General features: G+C 67.5%; 14 protein-coding genes. 9 read left to right on the top strand and 5 right to left on the bottom strand.

The window, feature by feature from the left end; genetic code table 11:
- Positions 1 to 28 precede the first annotated feature (28 nt).
- The 5 genes from E3O28_RS11540 (at position 29) to E3O28_RS11520 (ending at position 5,875) form a co-directional block, all read left to right on the top strand.
- On the top strand, positions 29 to 1,609 hold the full coding sequence (locus E3O28_RS11540; RefSeq protein ID WP_241973112.1) for a trypsin-like peptidase domain-containing protein: 1,581 nt from the start codon (positions 29 to 31) through the stop codon (positions 1,607 to 1,609).
- A gap of 134 nt (positions 1,610 to 1,743) precedes the next feature.
- Positions 1,744 to 2,805 (top strand): glycosyltransferase family 2 protein, encoded by a 1,062-nt coding sequence (locus E3O28_RS11535; RefSeq protein ID WP_233193942.1) that lies wholly within the window; start codon positions 1,744 to 1,746, stop codon positions 2,803 to 2,805.
- The gene (locus E3O28_RS11530) at positions 2,802 to 3,614 is read left to right on the top strand and encodes a CDP-alcohol phosphatidyltransferase family protein (protein WP_134371737.1); all 813 of its coding nucleotides are present in this window, start codon (positions 2,802 to 2,804) and stop codon (positions 3,612 to 3,614) included. Before E3O28_RS11535 ends, E3O28_RS11530 begins: the two co-directional genes overlap by 4 nt.
- Entirely contained in the window at positions 3,601 to 4,500 is a 900-nt protein-coding gene (locus E3O28_RS11525) for a glycosyltransferase (protein ID WP_104100224.1), read from the top strand. Before E3O28_RS11530 ends, E3O28_RS11525 begins: the two co-directional genes overlap by 14 nt.
- 73 nt (positions 4,501 to 4,573) lie before the next feature.
- On the top strand, positions 4,574 to 5,875 hold the full coding sequence (locus tag E3O28_RS11520) for a hypothetical protein (RefSeq protein WP_134416070.1): 1,302 nt from the start codon (positions 4,574 to 4,576) through the stop codon (positions 5,873 to 5,875).
- On the opposite strand, the gene E3O28_RS11515 is transcribed toward E3O28_RS11520, so the two are convergent.
- Positions 5,872 to 6,759 (bottom strand): hypothetical protein, encoded by an 888-nt coding sequence (locus E3O28_RS11515; protein WP_241973111.1) that lies wholly within the window; start codon positions 6,757 to 6,759, stop codon positions 5,872 to 5,874. The two genes, E3O28_RS11520 and E3O28_RS11515, sit on opposite strands and share 4 nt — an antisense overlap.
- Before the next feature lie 90 nt (positions 6,760 to 6,849).
- Between E3O28_RS11515 and E3O28_RS11510 the strand changes: the two genes are divergently transcribed.
- Positions 6,850 to 7,143 carry a helix-turn-helix transcriptional regulator gene (locus E3O28_RS11510; RefSeq protein WP_104100222.1) on the top strand — a complete coding sequence of 98 codons (294 nt, stop codon included), beginning with the start codon at positions 6,850 to 6,852 and terminating at the stop codon, positions 7,141 to 7,143.
- Here the strand turns inward: E3O28_RS11510 and E3O28_RS11505 are convergent.
- From E3O28_RS11505 to E3O28_RS11495, 3 genes are read right to left on the bottom strand one after another with little or no spacing between them, the layout of a single operon-like run.
- Positions 7,140 to 7,886, bottom strand: a complete 747-nt coding sequence (locus E3O28_RS11505) for an ABC transporter ATP-binding protein (RefSeq protein WP_104100221.1) — start codon at positions 7,884 to 7,886, stop codon at positions 7,140 to 7,142. The two genes, E3O28_RS11510 and E3O28_RS11505, sit on opposite strands and share 4 nt — an antisense overlap.
- A complete protein-coding gene (locus tag E3O28_RS11500; RefSeq protein WP_233191298.1) occupies positions 7,886 to 8,686 on the bottom strand; it encodes an ABC transporter permease in 801 nt (266 codons plus the stop codon). Before E3O28_RS11500 ends, E3O28_RS11505 begins: the two co-directional genes overlap by 1 nt.
- A gap of 46 nt (positions 8,687 to 8,732) precedes the next feature.
- Positions 8,733 to 9,425, bottom strand: coding sequence for a phosphocholine cytidylyltransferase family protein (locus tag E3O28_RS11495; protein ID WP_104100219.1), 693 nt, complete (start codon positions 9,423 to 9,425; stop codon positions 8,733 to 8,735).
- A gap of 804 nt (positions 9,426 to 10,229) precedes the next feature.
- Between E3O28_RS11495 and E3O28_RS11490 the strand changes: the two genes are divergently transcribed.
- The 3 genes from E3O28_RS11490 to E3O28_RS11480 all read left to right on the top strand — a co-directional run bounded on the left by E3O28_RS11490 (position 10,230) and on the right by E3O28_RS11480 (position 13,432).
- Entirely contained in the window at positions 10,230 to 11,414 is a 1,185-nt protein-coding gene (locus E3O28_RS11490) for an ABC transporter ATP-binding protein (RefSeq protein WP_347232383.1), read from the top strand.
- Positions 11,390 to 12,964 (top strand): PAM68 family protein, encoded by a 1,575-nt coding sequence (locus E3O28_RS11485; protein ID WP_233191295.1) that lies wholly within the window; start codon positions 11,390 to 11,392, stop codon positions 12,962 to 12,964. Before E3O28_RS11490 ends, E3O28_RS11485 begins: the two co-directional genes overlap by 25 nt.
- 177 nt (positions 12,965 to 13,141) lie before the next feature.
- Positions 13,142 to 13,432, top strand: coding sequence for a DUF3039 domain-containing protein (locus E3O28_RS11480; RefSeq protein ID WP_104100218.1), 291 nt, complete (start codon positions 13,142 to 13,144; stop codon positions 13,430 to 13,432).
- A 15-nt stretch (positions 13,433 to 13,447) separates the two neighbouring features.
- Here E3O28_RS11480 and E3O28_RS11475 read toward each other — a convergent pair whose 3' ends face one another.
- Entirely contained in the window at positions 13,448 to 14,770 is a 1,323-nt protein-coding gene (locus E3O28_RS11475) for a nicotinate phosphoribosyltransferase (protein ID WP_104100217.1), read from the bottom strand.
- Positions 14,771 to 14,772 lie beyond the last annotated feature (2 nt).

Below are 14,772 nucleotides of genomic sequence, written 5' to 3'. Positions count from 1 at the left end.
AGGTGGAAATGCTTGGAAGGAGCACACCATGACCGACAATCCGCAGGCACCCGGCACCACTCCCGATCCCGACGACGCAGTCCCATTCGAAGTCAATGCGGCCGGCGAGGCTTCCGCCACGGCCCAGCCCTCTGCGGATCACTCCTCCGGCGGCACCCCCGGCGACGAGAAGCCGACCGAGGTCATCCCCGACACAGTTTCCGCCTCTGAGCAGTCGCCGGCCCAGCCCGCCGCGGCCCAGCCCACCTCCGCCTCGGCCGCGCCTGCGCGCGCGTACGGCACGGATTCCTTCGGTCGCCCGGTCGCGGAAAGCACCACCTCGAATCCCTACGCGCCGAATACCCAGCCGCAGTCCTACGCCCGTCAGAACGGGTACGCCGCCGACCAGCCCGGCGGCCCGCGCACGCAGCCCCGCCGCTCGGGTAATATCGCCCTGATCGCGGCCCTCGCCATCGGCGCTCTCGTCGGAGGGGCATCCGGCGCCGGCGTCACGGCCTTCGTGGTCACCAACCAGACCGTCGGAATCCCGACCAGCCAGGCCGACGGCCCCAGCACGGTCGTGGTCAACAACACCGACAGCGTCAACCAGATCACGGCGGTCGCCGCCAAGGCCACGCCCAGTGTCGTCACCATCGCCGCCTCCGACGGCAGCTCCGGCGGAACCGGTTCCGGCGTCATCCTGTCCGAAGACGGCTACATTCTCACGAACACGCACGTCGTCACCCTCGACGGCGCCGCCGCCGACGCCAGCATTCAGGTCACCGCCAGTGACGGCAAGCTCTACGCCGCCACCATTGTCGGCACCGACCCGGTTTCCGACCTCGCCGTGATCAAGCTGGACGGCGCGAGCGGCCTGACGCCGATCAAATGGGCCGATTCCGGCAAGCTCAACGTCGGCGACAGCGCCATCGCGATCGGCGCACCGCTCGGCCTCTCCGGCAGCGTCACCGACGGCATTGTCAGCGCACTGAACCGCAGCATCTCCATCGCCTCCTCGGCTGCCCCGTCGACACCCGAGAACTCCGCACCCGACGAAGAGCAGAGCCCGTTCTTTTTCGACCTTCCCGACCAGAATGGCGGCGCGGCCCAGGCTCCCTCCACCGGCAGCATCTCACTCTCGGTCATCCAGACGGATGCCGCGATCAACCCCGGCAACTCCGGCGGAGCCCTGCTCAACGCCAAGGGCGAGCTGATCGGCATCAACGTCGCCATCGCCAGCGCGGGCGGCGACTCGGCGGCCGCCGGCAGCATCGGCGTGGGCTTCTCCATCCCGTCGAACCTGGCCAAGCGTATCTCCGACGAACTGATCGCCACCGGCACGGCCAGCCACGGTCTGCTCGGCGCCAGTGTCACCAGCGCCGCCGGCAGCCCGGAGAGCGCCACCGTCGGCGCCCTGATCAGCGAGGTCTCGGCGGGCGGTGCAGCGGAGAAGGCCGGACTGCGAAAGGGCGACATCGTCACCAACCTTAACGATCTACCCATCACTGACGCGAACGACCTCACCGCCCAGGTGCGCGCTCTCGCGGCCGGCGAGACGGCCGACCTCACCTTTGTGCGCGATGGAAAGTCGGCCACGGTATCCGTCACGGTCGGCGCACTCTCCAGCTGACCACTCGCTCCTTCCAGAGAACAACAGCTGCGCCGCCGGTGATCCACCGGCGGCGCAGCTGTCGTTTGTGGCCCCGATGCAGGCAGGAAACACCCGGCTGGTAGGCTCTTACCTCCCGCCAGAAGAATGGAACTATGACCAGCCAGGATCCCTCTTCCGGAGCCGCATCCCTGCTCGGGGTTTCCTATGTGATGCCGGTGCTGAATGACGTCACCCATGTGCGCGCCGCCGTGACCAGTCTGCTCCGCCAGGATTACTCGGGGCCTTTCGAGGTCACCCTGGCCCTCGGCCCGAGCATCGACGGCACAACCGAACTGGTTGAGGAGATGGCCGCGGTTGATCCGCGCATCCGCATCGTGGCGAACGAGATCGGCTCCACTCCGGCAGGCCTCAACACTGCTATCCGTGCCTCGCAGTACGCGTTCGTCATTCGCGTCGACGCCCATTCGGTGCTGCCGCCGGACTACGCCCGCATCGCCGTGGAGACCCTTGAGCGCACCGGCGCCGACAATGTCGGCGGCGTCATGGACGCCCAGGGGGAAAGCCCGTTCCAGAAAGCCGTCGCGCGCGCTTACGGCACGAAGATCGGCCTCGGCGGCACTCCCCTGCACATCGGCGGCCCGGAGGGCCCCGCGGAAACCGTCTACCTGGGCTGTTTTCGGATGGACAGCATCGTGCGCGTCGGCCTCTTCGACGAGGGCATCAAGCGCGGCCAGGACTGGGAACTCAACCGCCGTCTGCGCGACCAGGGCGGCATCGTCTGGTTCACACCTCGGCTCCGGGTCGTCTATCGGCCCCGGCCGAGTCTGGCCCGGCTGGCCCGGCAGATGGTGTCCACCGGCCTCTGGCGAGGGGAACTCGCCCGCCGATATCCCGAGGACAACGGCATCCGTTACTTCGCCCCGCCCGTAATGGTCCTGGGTGTCACTGTCGGCACTCTGGCCGGGCTGGCCGGCCTGGTTCAGCTCCTCACCGGGGCGAACCCGTGGTTGCTGCTCGGTTTTCTGATTCCCGCCGCCTACCTGGGGCTCGTCGCCGTGGCCACGGCCCTGGTGACCCGGCCGGACGGGTTTCGTGCCGGGCTGTGGTTTCTCGTAGTCTTGCCCTGCATTCACTTCTGCTGGGGGATCGGCTTCCTGCTCGGGTTTCTGAAATTCACCACCAACATCACGGCCCATACCGGAAGGCACCAATGACGTCAGCGAATCCCGCGGCGACTCGACCCTCCTCAATCGCCGAGCTGCGCCACGTGGCCCAGCCGCCGGAAGTTCGGCTGCGGGCGAACGCCGAGCACTGGACGGCGTCGCTCTACCTGCGCGACATCTCCCCGTATCTGACCTGGATACTTCTGAAGACCTCAATCTCGGCGAACGGCGTCACCGGCCTGATGATCCTGGTCGGCTGGTCCACGGCGGCCGCGCTGCTCATTCCCGGCATCTGGGGCGCGATGCTCGCCCTCCTGCTCGGGCAGCTGCAGATGTTGGTCGACTGCTCCGACGGCGAGGTCGCCCGCTGGCGCCGGCAGTCCTCCCCGGCCGGCGTGTTCCTCGACAAGGTTGGGCACTACACGACAGAGGCCCTCATCCCGATCGCGTTCGGGATCCGGTGCGCCTTCTACCCGTTCGAGGCCCCCGCCGACTTCCTGTGGACCACGCTCGCACTGCTGCTCGCCCTCGTCATCGTGCTGAACAAGGCCCTCAACGACATGGTGCACGTGGCCCGCGCGAACGCCGGCCTGACCAAACTCGCCGATCGCAAGCACGAGCAGACCCCGACGTCGAGCTTCATCGCCCGCGCCCGCCGCCTGGCCCGGTTCCTCCCGTTCCACCGGCTGTACCACTCGGTCGAACTGACCATGCTGATCTTCGTCGCCGCGGTCGTCGGCAGCTTCCTCGGCGAGCCGGCGGTCGACCGGTTCGTGCTGATCGTGCTCGTCCCGCTGGCCTTCCTCTCACTGGTGGGCCACTTCGTGGCCATCATGGCGTCCAAGCGTGTCCGGTCCTAGCGCTTCACCGGTCGGGCCCGCCCTGCCGACAGTGGGGGTCGTGCTGCTCACCCAGGGCACCCGTCCCGACGACCTTGCCCGCGGCATCCGCAGTCTGCTGGCCCAGCAGGGAGTTCTCCTGGACATCGTGTGCGTGGGCAATGGCTGGCAGCCGACCGGGCTGCCGGACCAGGTGAAGACGCTCGGCCTGCCCGAGAACTTGGGCATTCCGGCCGGCCGCAACCGCGGGGTCTCCCGCGTCGCGGGAGAGTTTCTCTTCTTCCTCGACGACGACGCCAGCATCCCGGACCCGCACTTTCTGCGAGATGCCATCGGCGTGCTTCGGGCGGATTCGACCATCGGCCTTCTGCAGCCCCGAGTGGTCGACCCGGCCGGGATCGTGTCGCCGAGACGCTGGATTCCGCGCATCCGCAAGGGCGAAGCCACCCACTCCAGCAACGTCTTCTCGGTCTGGGAGGGTGCCGTGCTGCTACCCCGGGCCGCCTTCGACGCCACCGGGGGCTGGGCCGAGCCGTTCTTCTACGCCCATGAGGGCATCGAGCTGGCCTGGCGTGTTTGGGACCTGGGCCTGCGCGCCTGGTACGCCGGCGAGCTGGAAGCGAATCATCCCGTGATCGCGCCCACCCGGCACGCCGACTACTACCGATTGAACGCCCGCAACCGGGTCTGGCTGGCCCGCCGCAACCTTCCGGTCCTGCTCGTGCCCGTCTACGCCGGGTCCTGGCTTCTGATCCAGGTACTGCGCTGGGCTCGAAATCCGGGCGCGCTGCGCGCCTGGCTCACCGGTTTCCGCGAGGGGTGGACCACCGACCCGGGGGAGCGGCGTCCCCTCAGGGCGCGCACGGTGTGGCGGATGACGCTGGCCGGACGGCCGCCCATCGTCTAACGATTCCGTCGTCACGTCCCCTTCGGGGGGCCAGAGGCGCTCGGTCGAGTGGCATCGTCGGTACTCTTGATGGGTGGGTATTCAACGAGACGTCAGGCTTGGGCTCAAGCTGGTCAGGGACGTCACGGCGTCCCGCAAGGCACAGCGGCTGCTGAACGGGCGGCTGTCCACGCGTGAGCCGCTGCCCCGGAATCACTTCAAGATCGCGGTCTACTTCGCCGACGGCGACGTCAATCTGTACCAGATGCGGCAGTGGTACAAGCCGCTCGCGAAGCTCGCCGAGACCTGGCCCGTCCTGGTGCTGAGCCGCAGTGGGGCAGGTGCCCTGCCGCTGATCGATGAGTCCCCGCTCCCGGTTGCCTACGTTCGCCGGGTCGTCGACCTCGAGCAGGTGCTGGCCCAGCAGGACATCCGGATCGTGTTCTACGTGAACCAGAACACCCGCAACTTCCAAATGATGCGCTACGCGGGCCGCTGGCACGTTTTCATCAACCACGGTGAGAGCGACAAAATGTACATGGTCACGAACCAGATCAAGGCCTACGACTACGCCTTCGTCGCCGGCGATGCCGCGATCGCCCGTCTCGACAAGGTGCTTTGGGACTACGACTTCGACAAGCGCGCCCTGAAGATCGGCCGCCCCCAGGCCGACTTCTACTCCGGCGCGACGCCGTTCGCCCCGGACGAGCGCCAGGTCATCCTCTACGCTCCGACCTGGGAAGGCGACCGGCCAGCCGCCGCCTACGGCTCGATCGCGTCCCACGGCGTTGCCCTGGTGACGTCACTGCTGGCCTCGGGCCGGCACCGCGTGATCTACCGCCCGCACCCCCGCAGCGGCGTGGTGAGCAGCGAGTACGGCGCGGCGAACAAGACCATCATCGCGGCCATCGCGACGGCGAATGCGCGCGATGCCTCGGCCCGGCACATCTACGACGCGAGCCCCGACCTGGGCTGGCAGTTGTCGGCAGCGGATGTCGCCATCGTCGACATCTCGGCGATGGTCTACGACCGTCTGGCCTCAGGCAAGGCCCTGATGGTGACCCGCCCGGTCGACCCGGCCGCTCAGATCGACTCAGGAGGCTATCTCTCCGACTGCGAGTGGCTGAACGCCGACGATGCGGGAAGTATCCTCGGCGTGCTCGACGATCTCACCCATGACAGCGAGGCCCATGACCGGCTCAAGATCTGGGTCGAGCGTTACTTCGGCGACACCGGTCCCGGAGTCGCCACGGAGCGTTTCCACGCCGCTGTGGCGCACCTGATGGACGAGTGGGAGCGCTTCGACACATCCCACCCGCAGGCCGTGAGCCTGGAAGTGGTCGAACCAGCCATCGACGCTCCGACGGACGAAGTCAGCGACGTCGAGAAGCTCTAGTCTGCACGGGGCGGTGTCGGCGTTGTCGGGTGCGGTGCTCCGGGCATCCGTCGCCGGGGGGACAGCCGGCCGGACAGGCCGGTCAGGGACAGCCGGGTGATCCCCGGGATGCGGCGGGCCGGCGATTCCCGAACGACGATCCGCACCCGGGGGTCCAGTTCCTGGCGGAAACCGACCGGCGGCTGGCCGAACGCGAGCCGCGACGAGTGAACGACCCGCGAGCCCAGGATGTGGTTGCCCGCACCCCCGATGATGGCGCCCACACCGAACGGCAGGGCCTTGCCGATGAAGCTGGCGCCGCCCCTGGCGGCGAACTGCCGGATGAAGCTGCTCTTCAGCCGATCGGTCAGCGGTCCCATGATGGCCCGGGGAATGCTGGTCGTGATGAGTTCGCCCCAGTAAGCGGCGCGCGGGACGCCGGAGCCGGAGACCTGGCCGGCCAGCTGGCGCACCAGGTCTGAGCCTTCGCGGCCGAGCATCATCGTCATCACCAGAGCGCGTGCCCGCTCGGGGTCCTCGACCGTGATGCCGTGCACCTCGCTCACCGACTGCGTGAACAGGGCGGTGGCCTCGAGGAACCCGGCCGTCTCCACGCCGGAGATGGCCAGGGTGACGGCGGTGCCGACCCCCGGGATGACCGCCGTCGCGCCGACCGCGGCACCCCCGGTGGTGACGGCGGCGAGGTAGCGCCGCTCCAGGATCCGGATGATCTCCACGGGCGACGCCTGTGGGGAACGGCGGCGCACGGAACGGATGTGCGCGAGCACGGCAGGACGGTGGATCGCCATCACGCGGTCGAAGCCCGTGACGATCCCGGTGGGGAGCTGGCCGCCTTTCGGCAGGCCACCCGTCTCGGAAATAATCGGCTTGGTTTTTTTGGCCATCAGAGTGCCCTCCGTCAGTGTCCCGATGAGTTTACGTGCCCCGGCTGGGTGCCACTGGCGGAAAACTCGGTGCGCGCCTATACAAGGAGAATGCCTGAGCCGAAGTCAGAAGCATCCCGAATCCTCGGTGTTCGCCTGCGTCGTCGGCGGCGCCAGCTGTCCCTCAATCAGGAGGCCGTCGCCCACCTGGCCGGCCTCAACGTGTCCAACTACGCGCGGATCGACCGGGGACTTGGCAACCCCACTTTCCATACCCTGATCCGGCTTGCCACAGTGCTCGGCATTGAGCCGGGCGATCTGATGACCGGGTTCAATTCCGCTCAACTGCCGCCCTCCCGGGACGGCCTGGAAGATCCGGATGCCGTGATGGCCTCGGCCCGTTAGGCCGGCTTGATCCCGTATTGCGAGTTGTAGAGCGCCAGCACCTCGGTGATGGGGGCATCCAGAACCAGCGCACCCTTGTCAAGGTAGAGGCCTCGGGTGCAGAAGCGCTTGAGGTCCCGCTCGTTGTGGGACACGAAGAACAGAGTTCGCCCACCGGCGAGCAGTTCCTCGATCCGCCGGTAGCACTTCTCCCGGAACGCCTTGTCGCCGACGGCGAGCACCTCGTCCACGAGCAGGATGGGCTCCTCGAGCCGGGAAATCACGGCGAACGCGATGCGCACCTTCATACCACTGGACAGGTGCTTGTAGGGCGTGTCGACGAAGTCGGCGATCTCCGCGAAGGCGATGATCTCGTCGAAGCGCGCCGCGATCTGCTTCTTCGTCATCCCGTGCAGGCCCGCGGTCAGGTAGACGTTCTCGCGCACAGTGAGGTCGTCCACGAAGCCACCCGTGATCTCGATCAGCGGGGCCACACCCTCGGTCACGCGCACCGAGCCCTCGTCGGGCAGCACGACGCCGGTGACCAGCTTCAACAGGGTCGACTTGCCCTGCCCGTTGCGACCGACCACGCCGATCGCCTCGCCGCGCTGCACCGTGAACGCAACGTTCCGCAGCGCCCAGAATTCGTTCGGGCGGATGCGCCGCCTCCGGGCGGCGAACAGGTCCTTGAACGAGCGCCGACCGCGTCGATTGCGGCGGAAACGGATGCCGACACCCGTGAGGGTGATCACCGGTGCCGACACTAGATCTCCTTCAGGACGGCGCGCTCGGTGCGCGTGAAGACAACCAGGCCGGCGACAAGAAAGAGGACCGACATCAGCGCGCTGATCAGCACGAGATTCCAATCGAGCTGCTCGGGGAAGAACGCGGCCCGGTACAGGCTGAACAGGCCGCTGAGCGGATTGAAGCCGGCCCAGAACTGCAGTTCCGTGGGCAGGTCCGCGGTGCCATAGATGATCGGCGATGCGTAGAACAGGAAGCGGAGGATGAGCTTCACGGCCCGCTCAAGGTCGCGGAAGAAGACCACGAGGGGAGCGACGATCAGCCCGATCCCTGCGGTCAGGATCGTCTGAAGCAGGATCGCGAGGGCGAAGAGGGCCGCACCCGCGCTGAGTTCAGCCCCGGAGATGAGTGCGAACAGCAGAAGCACCGGGATGGACGCCACAAACTCGATGCCCTTGGACAGCACGAGCCGGTTCACCCAGATCGTGCGGGGTATTCGGGTGGACCGAATCAGCTTCGCTTCGCGCAGGAACGCGCGCGTGCAGTCGGACACGGTGCCGTTGAACCACATCCACGGCAGCAGCGCCGACAGCAGGAAGACGATATACGGTTCGTTGCCCACCGTGCGCTGGAAAACCTGGGTGAAGACGAACCAGTAGATACCGGCCATGACCAGAGGGTCGAGAATCGACCAGAAGTAACCGAGCAGCGACGTCGAGTAGCGCACCCGCAGATCCCGCTGCGTGAGCAACCAGAGGGAATGACGGTACCTGGCGAAAGACGTGCGCTGCTCAGGGCGCACTTCCGCATATCTACTCACGCGCTCTATCGTAGGGGCGCGGCGCGCGCCCCCGCGAAAGGCGCCGCTAGACGAAGAGGTTCGCCCGTTCGAGATCCTCGGCGAAGTCGACCTCGACCGCGTAGAAATCGGAGATGTCGAGAGGCTCGACCAACAGGTTGTTCTTCTCGATCGCGAGTTCGATGCCGCGCTCGAAGTAGTCCTGGTCGGCGACCTTCGTCAGGTGGTGGACCAGTACAGCCTTGTACGCGCTGGAAATGTAGTTGATGCCCACTGCCTCGCCCAACCCGCCCTTGACAGTCTTGGAGAGTTCTTTGATGTAGCCCTCGGCGCTGGTCGTGTACTTGACCTCCTCGTCGGACACCTTGGAGGTGTTGACGGTGACGAAGGACTGGTCGCGAGCGACCATCGCGGCAGCGCGGTCGAGAATGGCCGGGTCGAAGACGACGTCACCGTTCATCCAGAGCACACCGCCGGTGGTGGACGCCTGGAGAGCGCGCAGAAGGCTCTTCGAGGTGTTGGTCTGGTCATACTCTTCGTTGTAAACGAAGGATGCCTGCGGGAAGGCCTCGATGATGTGCTCGAGCTTGTAACCGACCACGATGGTAACTTTCGCCTTCTTGCCGAAGGCGTGCGCGATGTTGTCGAACTGCTGCTGCATGATTGTTCGACCGTCGTTGAGTTCGGTGAGCGGCTTCGGAAGCGAACGTCCGAGTCTGCTGCCCATACCTGCTGCCAAAATGACTACCTGGGTGGTCACGATTGTCTCCTCAAAAAAGAATTCGAGTGACCGAGACTCCCTCAGATTCAGATCGAGTTTGTCTAGGGTTCACTTGTACGTTCACGTATAGACACACCGTTATGCCAACTCGAGAGTACCCTACGCCCTCGGTTGGGGGGAAGAGCGGACTCCTTTCCGTGTTGCTTTCGTGACCCGGGCGCCCGTGGCTGGGCAGCGCCTGACTGTGCTTCCGGGTGACCCCCGAAGCCTGCGATGTCAGACGGTCCTTGGTAGGTTAGCGAGGTGACTCCAGCGCCCCCGACATCCGAGCCCGACGAGCAGAAGGTGCCCTCTTCTGCGCTAGATTCTGCTGAAACACAGGCCACGACGCCGGCTGTTGTGCGCACCGTCCCGGTGCGCAAGGCCCCTGTCCCCAAGGCGCCGCCGCGCACGAAGGCTACCCCCCGTGTGGCCGCCGGGCGACCGAGTACGGCCCGCGCAAAAGCGGCTGCAGAGGCGAGGGAGGGCACCCCCGGGGCGCCCCTTCCGAAGAAACCCGCGGCCAGGGCCAGCCCAAAGCCCGCACCGAGACCGGCTCCGAAAAGGCCCGTCGCAGCGCCGGAGTCTGACTCTGAAGGCACGTCGCCGACGGCCGACGCCCCGACATTCGCCTCTCCTCCCATCACCGCGGCTCGCACGACGTCGGCTCGCACGACGTCAGTACGGGCCACGGCCGCGCGCACGGCAGCGGCGAAATCTGAGTCCGTCGCGAAAACCGGCGCGGCCCGGTCCAGTGCGGCCAAGGCCAGCGCAGCGCGGGCTGCGGCCATCCGGGCGGCGACCTTGGCTGCGGCCGCGGCCGCCGTCGCCGAACCTGACGCGAGGTCAGTCGAACCTGTCTCTGAGCCTCTCACCACTGACTCTGAGAGTGTCGAACCTGACGCGGAGCCTGCCACGCAGGTTCTGCCGGAGTTCATCCCGTCGCCGGGCGAGGAGGCCGAGCCGGTCCTGGTCACCGCGCTGTCCGTGCCCCGGCCATTCGCTGCCGACGCATCCGCTGCCGACGCATCCGCTGCCGACGCATCCGGTGCCGACGCATCCGTGTCGGCAGGCATCGAACTGGTGCCCGTACCGGTGCAGCTGCCTGGGTCCGCCGAAACGGAGCTGCTGCGTGCCGCCGCCCCCGCTGCCGCGGAACCGCCCGTCGTGAAACGGGCCTCCCGCAAGCGCGCCCCGGTGATTGCGCCGACTGCGCTCGATCTCGCCCCGCCGGTTGTGCTCGCGGTCAGCGGTCTGCACAAGAGCTTCGGCCGGACCGTGGCGGTATCGGGCATAGACCTCGAGGTTCGCGCGGGGTCGTTCTTCGGGATCGTCGGGCCCAACGGCGCCGGCAAGACCACGACGCTCTCCATGGTCACCGGGCTGCTCCGGCCGGATGCGGGCACCGTCACGGTGAACGGCATCGACGTCTGGGGGAGCCCGATGGCCGCCAAGCGCATCATCGGCGTTCTGCCTGATCGACTGCGCCTGTTCGACCGCCTGACCGGAGCCCAGCTGCTCTATTATTCCGGGGTGCTCCGGGGTCTCGACGACGTCACCGTGCGGCAGCGCGCGGCCGACCTGGCAACCGCCTTCGGCCTCGAAGACGCGCTTAATCGCCTCGTCGCCGACTACTCGGCCGGCATGACGAAAAAGATCGCACTCGCCTGCGCGATGATCCATTCGCCGCGACTGCTCGTGCTCGATGAGCCGTTCGAGTCCGTCGACCCGGTCTCCGCCGTCAACGTCACGGAGATCCTGCAGAAATACGTCGCCAGCGGTGGAACGGTCGTGCTGTCGAGCCACGGAATGGATCTGATCCAGCGCGTCTGCGATCGTGTCGCCATCATCGTGGAGGGTGCGGTGCTGGCCTCCGGCACCATCGACGAGGTTCGCGGCGAGAAAACGCTCGAGGAACGGTTCATCGAGCTGGCCGGTGGACGCAAGGTGGCGGAGGGCATGGAGTGGTTGCACAGTTTCTCGGACTGAAAGTCCGCCTGCTCGCCAATCTGTTCCGGCGCAGCCCCTGGCAGGTCGCCGGCATCGTGATCGGCCTGCTCTACGGCCTCGCCCTGGCCGTCGGCCTCTTCGTAGTGCTCGTCGGGCTGCGCTTCACGGGAGATCCCGTCGCCATTCGCGACGGCCTGGTCGTCGCTGGATCACTCGTCGTGCTCGGCTTCCTGCTGTTCCCGCTGGTCTTCGGGATCGACGACACCATGGACCCGCGCAAATTCGCGACCATGGGCATCCCTAGCCGGAGGCTTTCGCTCGGTCTGGCGCTGTCCTCTCTGGTCGGGGTGCCCGCGTTCGTGCTCTCGGTCGTGCTGCTCGGCACGGTCGTGACCTGGTCCCGCGGCCTCTTAGTGACGGTGCTCGCCCTCGCCTCCGCCACCCTGCTGCTGGCCACCTGCATGCTCGTGTCCCGGGTGAGCACGTCGCTGGGGGCGTTCCTGCTGGCAACGCGTCGATCCCGGGAATTCACCGGAATCATCGGGGTGCTTCTTCTGGTGATGATCGCCCCCGTCGTGCTTCTGGCGCTCAACTTCGATTGGGGTCGCTACGGCCTCGACCTGATCGGCGGGCTGGCGGGCATCCTCGGCTGGACGCCCCTCGGTGCGGCCTGGGCCGTTCCCGGGGATGCCTCCACCGGGCTCTGGGGTGCGGCCGTGCTCAAGCTCTCGATGGCCGCGGCAACGACGTACCTGCTGTGGCTGGCCTGGCAGGGACTGGTGGCACGGATGCTCGTCACGCCCGGCCGCGAGGCTCAGGCCCGCCAGTACGGCGGGCTCGGGTGGTTCGACAGCATGCCGCACACTCCGATGGGTGCGATTGCGGCCCGTAGCCTCACCTACTGGCGCCGCGACTCCCGGTACTGGATGTCGGTGATCGTCATCCCGGTCATTCCTCTGATCGTCATCTTGCCGCTGTCGTTCGCGGGGTTGCCGATCTCCTACCTCGCTCTTCTGGCGGTGCCGTTGATGAGTGTGTTCCTGGGCTGGACCCTGCACAACGACGTCGCCCTGGACCATACCGCGGTCTGGCTGCACGTGGCCTCCGGCACCCGCGGATTCGAGGACCGGATGGGCCGGTTGGTTCCCGCACTCTTCGTGGGGATCCCGATGATCGCGGCGGGGTCGGCGATCAGCGTGTCGGTCTACGGCGACTGGGCGGTGATGCCGTCCATCCTGGGGGTGAGCACCAGCATCCTGCTGACCGGGCTCGGGCTCTCGAGTTATTCATCGGCGCGCTTCCCCTATCCGGCGACCAAGCCGGGAGACAGCCCTTTCGCTCAGCCTCAGGCGTCGGACACGGCGGCCGCGCTGATCCAGTCGTTCACCTTTGCGGGGTCGATCCTGCTTTCGCTCCCGGCTCTCGCCTGCGCGCTGCTCGGCGTCTTCGTCGACCCGGTCTGGAACATTCCGGCGCTCGTGCTGGGCGTCGCCAGCGGACTGATCACGCTCGTGGGCGGGGTCTTTCTGGGTTCGCTCGCGTTCGAACGGCGCGGGCCGGAGATGATCGCCTCCGCCGTGCGGGCCTAGGCGTCCTGACGTTCGCGTGGCGCGCGTGCTGCGCCGCTGCGCCGCTGCGCCGCCGGCACGCCACGCGCGGAGGGGCGCAGCTCCCGCGCGACTCGCTCGCGGTATCCTCCGGGCTCCGGCTCGCGGGCAGGATCGGCAGGCCTGCCGGTGTGCCCGCGGGTTGTTTAGACTGAGTGCATGACTGATCACTTTCGCGCGAGCATCGCAGAACCCGGAAACCCCGGCAGCGGCGGCGGCACCTCGACGCTCGACCGTGAGCTCGAGCAACTCCTCAACCAGGAGCACATCGAGCCGGGCGACCACGAGCGTTTTTCGCATTACGTGCCCAAAGACAAGATTCTCGAATCGGCTATTTCCGGCAAGCCGGTGCGCGCCCTCTGCGGCAAGAAGTGGCTGCCCGGACGCGACCCGGAGAAGTTCCCGGTCTGCCCGGCCTGCAAGGCCATCTACGAGAAGATGAAGGCCTGACCTGCCGGTTGAGCGCTACCGGTACAGGGTCGGGATGACGGGGTCGCCGCGCCCGAGGCGGAAGGCCTCGATCGGCAATTCCTGCATGACGGCTGCGTGGTGCGCGCGGGCGCGGGTCGTGCCGGCCGCCCCGAGGTAACTTTCGTCGATCACGCCGTCGGTGATCAGAGGCACCAGCAGCACGCGGTCCCGGCCCGAAGGCTCTGCGGGCGGAGTGGAGTCGGCCGGATCCTCGCCGATCAGGACGACCTCGGCGCGCGCGATCCCGGCGGAGTCGAGCCGGCGCACGGCCCGCTTTCGGCCGCCGACCGAGCTCTTCGCGGGTGAGGTCTTGGCGACGGGCACCCAGTCTCCGGCGTCGTCGCGGTGCGCGACGAGTTTGTAGACCATCCCGGCGGCGGGGGAGCCCGAACCGGTCACCACCGATGTCCCCACGCCGAAGGCGTCCACGGGCGACGCGGACAGGGCGGCGATGGAGAACTCGTCGAGGTCGCTGGTGACGGTGATGTGCGTGTTGACGGCACCGAGCGAGTCCAGTTGGCTGCGGGCCTCCGCCACCCTGGTCGGCAGGTCGCCGGAGTCGATCCGGATCGACCCGAGCGCCGGTCCGGCCACCCTGACGGCCAGTTCGATGCCCGCGGCGACGTCGAAGGTGTCCACGAGCAGAGTGGTGGCCGGTCCGAAGGCCGCGATCTGGGCACGGAAGGCGTCTTCCTCGCTGTCGTGCAGGAGAGTGAAGGAGTGGGCGGCGGTGCCCATGGTGGGCACGCCCCAGCTGCGGCCGGCCTCCAGGTTGCTGGTCGAGGCGAAACCGGCTATGTAGGCGGCCCGGGCGGCGGCGACCCCGGAGTACTCGCCAGTGCGGCGCGAACCCATTTCGGCGAGGGGGCGGCCCAGGCTGACCGAGACCATCCGTGCGGCCGCGCTGGCGACGGAGCTGTCGTAGTTGAGCACGCTGAGAATCAGGGTTTCGAGGATGACGCATTCGGCGAAGGTGCCGTCCACCGTGATCAGGGGCGAGCCCGGGAAGTAGGCCTCGCCTTCCCGGTAGCCCCAGATGGTGCCGCGGAAGGCGTAGTCGGCGAGCCAGGCGATGGTGGGCTCGCGCACCACACGGTTGTCTCTCAGCCAGGTGAGTTCGGCATCCGTGAACCGGAAGGCCCGGATGAGATCGAGCAGCCGCCCGGTGCCGGCCACGATGCCGTAGCGGCGGCCGGAGGGGAGGTGCCGGGCGAAGGCCTCGAATTGGCACTCTCGTGCGGCGGTTCCACTTTGGATCGCGGCGTCCACCATGGTGAGTTCGTACCGGTCGGTGCGGAATGCTGAGGTTTCGGTCACCC

Origin of the sequence: Cryobacterium sp. TMT2-14 (assembly GCF_004402465.1) — a bacterium.
In the GTDB taxonomy this organism is placed as follows: Bacteria; Actinomycetota; Actinomycetes; order Actinomycetales; family Microbacteriaceae; genus Cryobacterium; species Cryobacterium sandaracinum.
The sequence above is the reverse complement of the archived record's forward strand: the minus strand, read 5'-3'. Positions and strand labels throughout refer to the sequence as shown.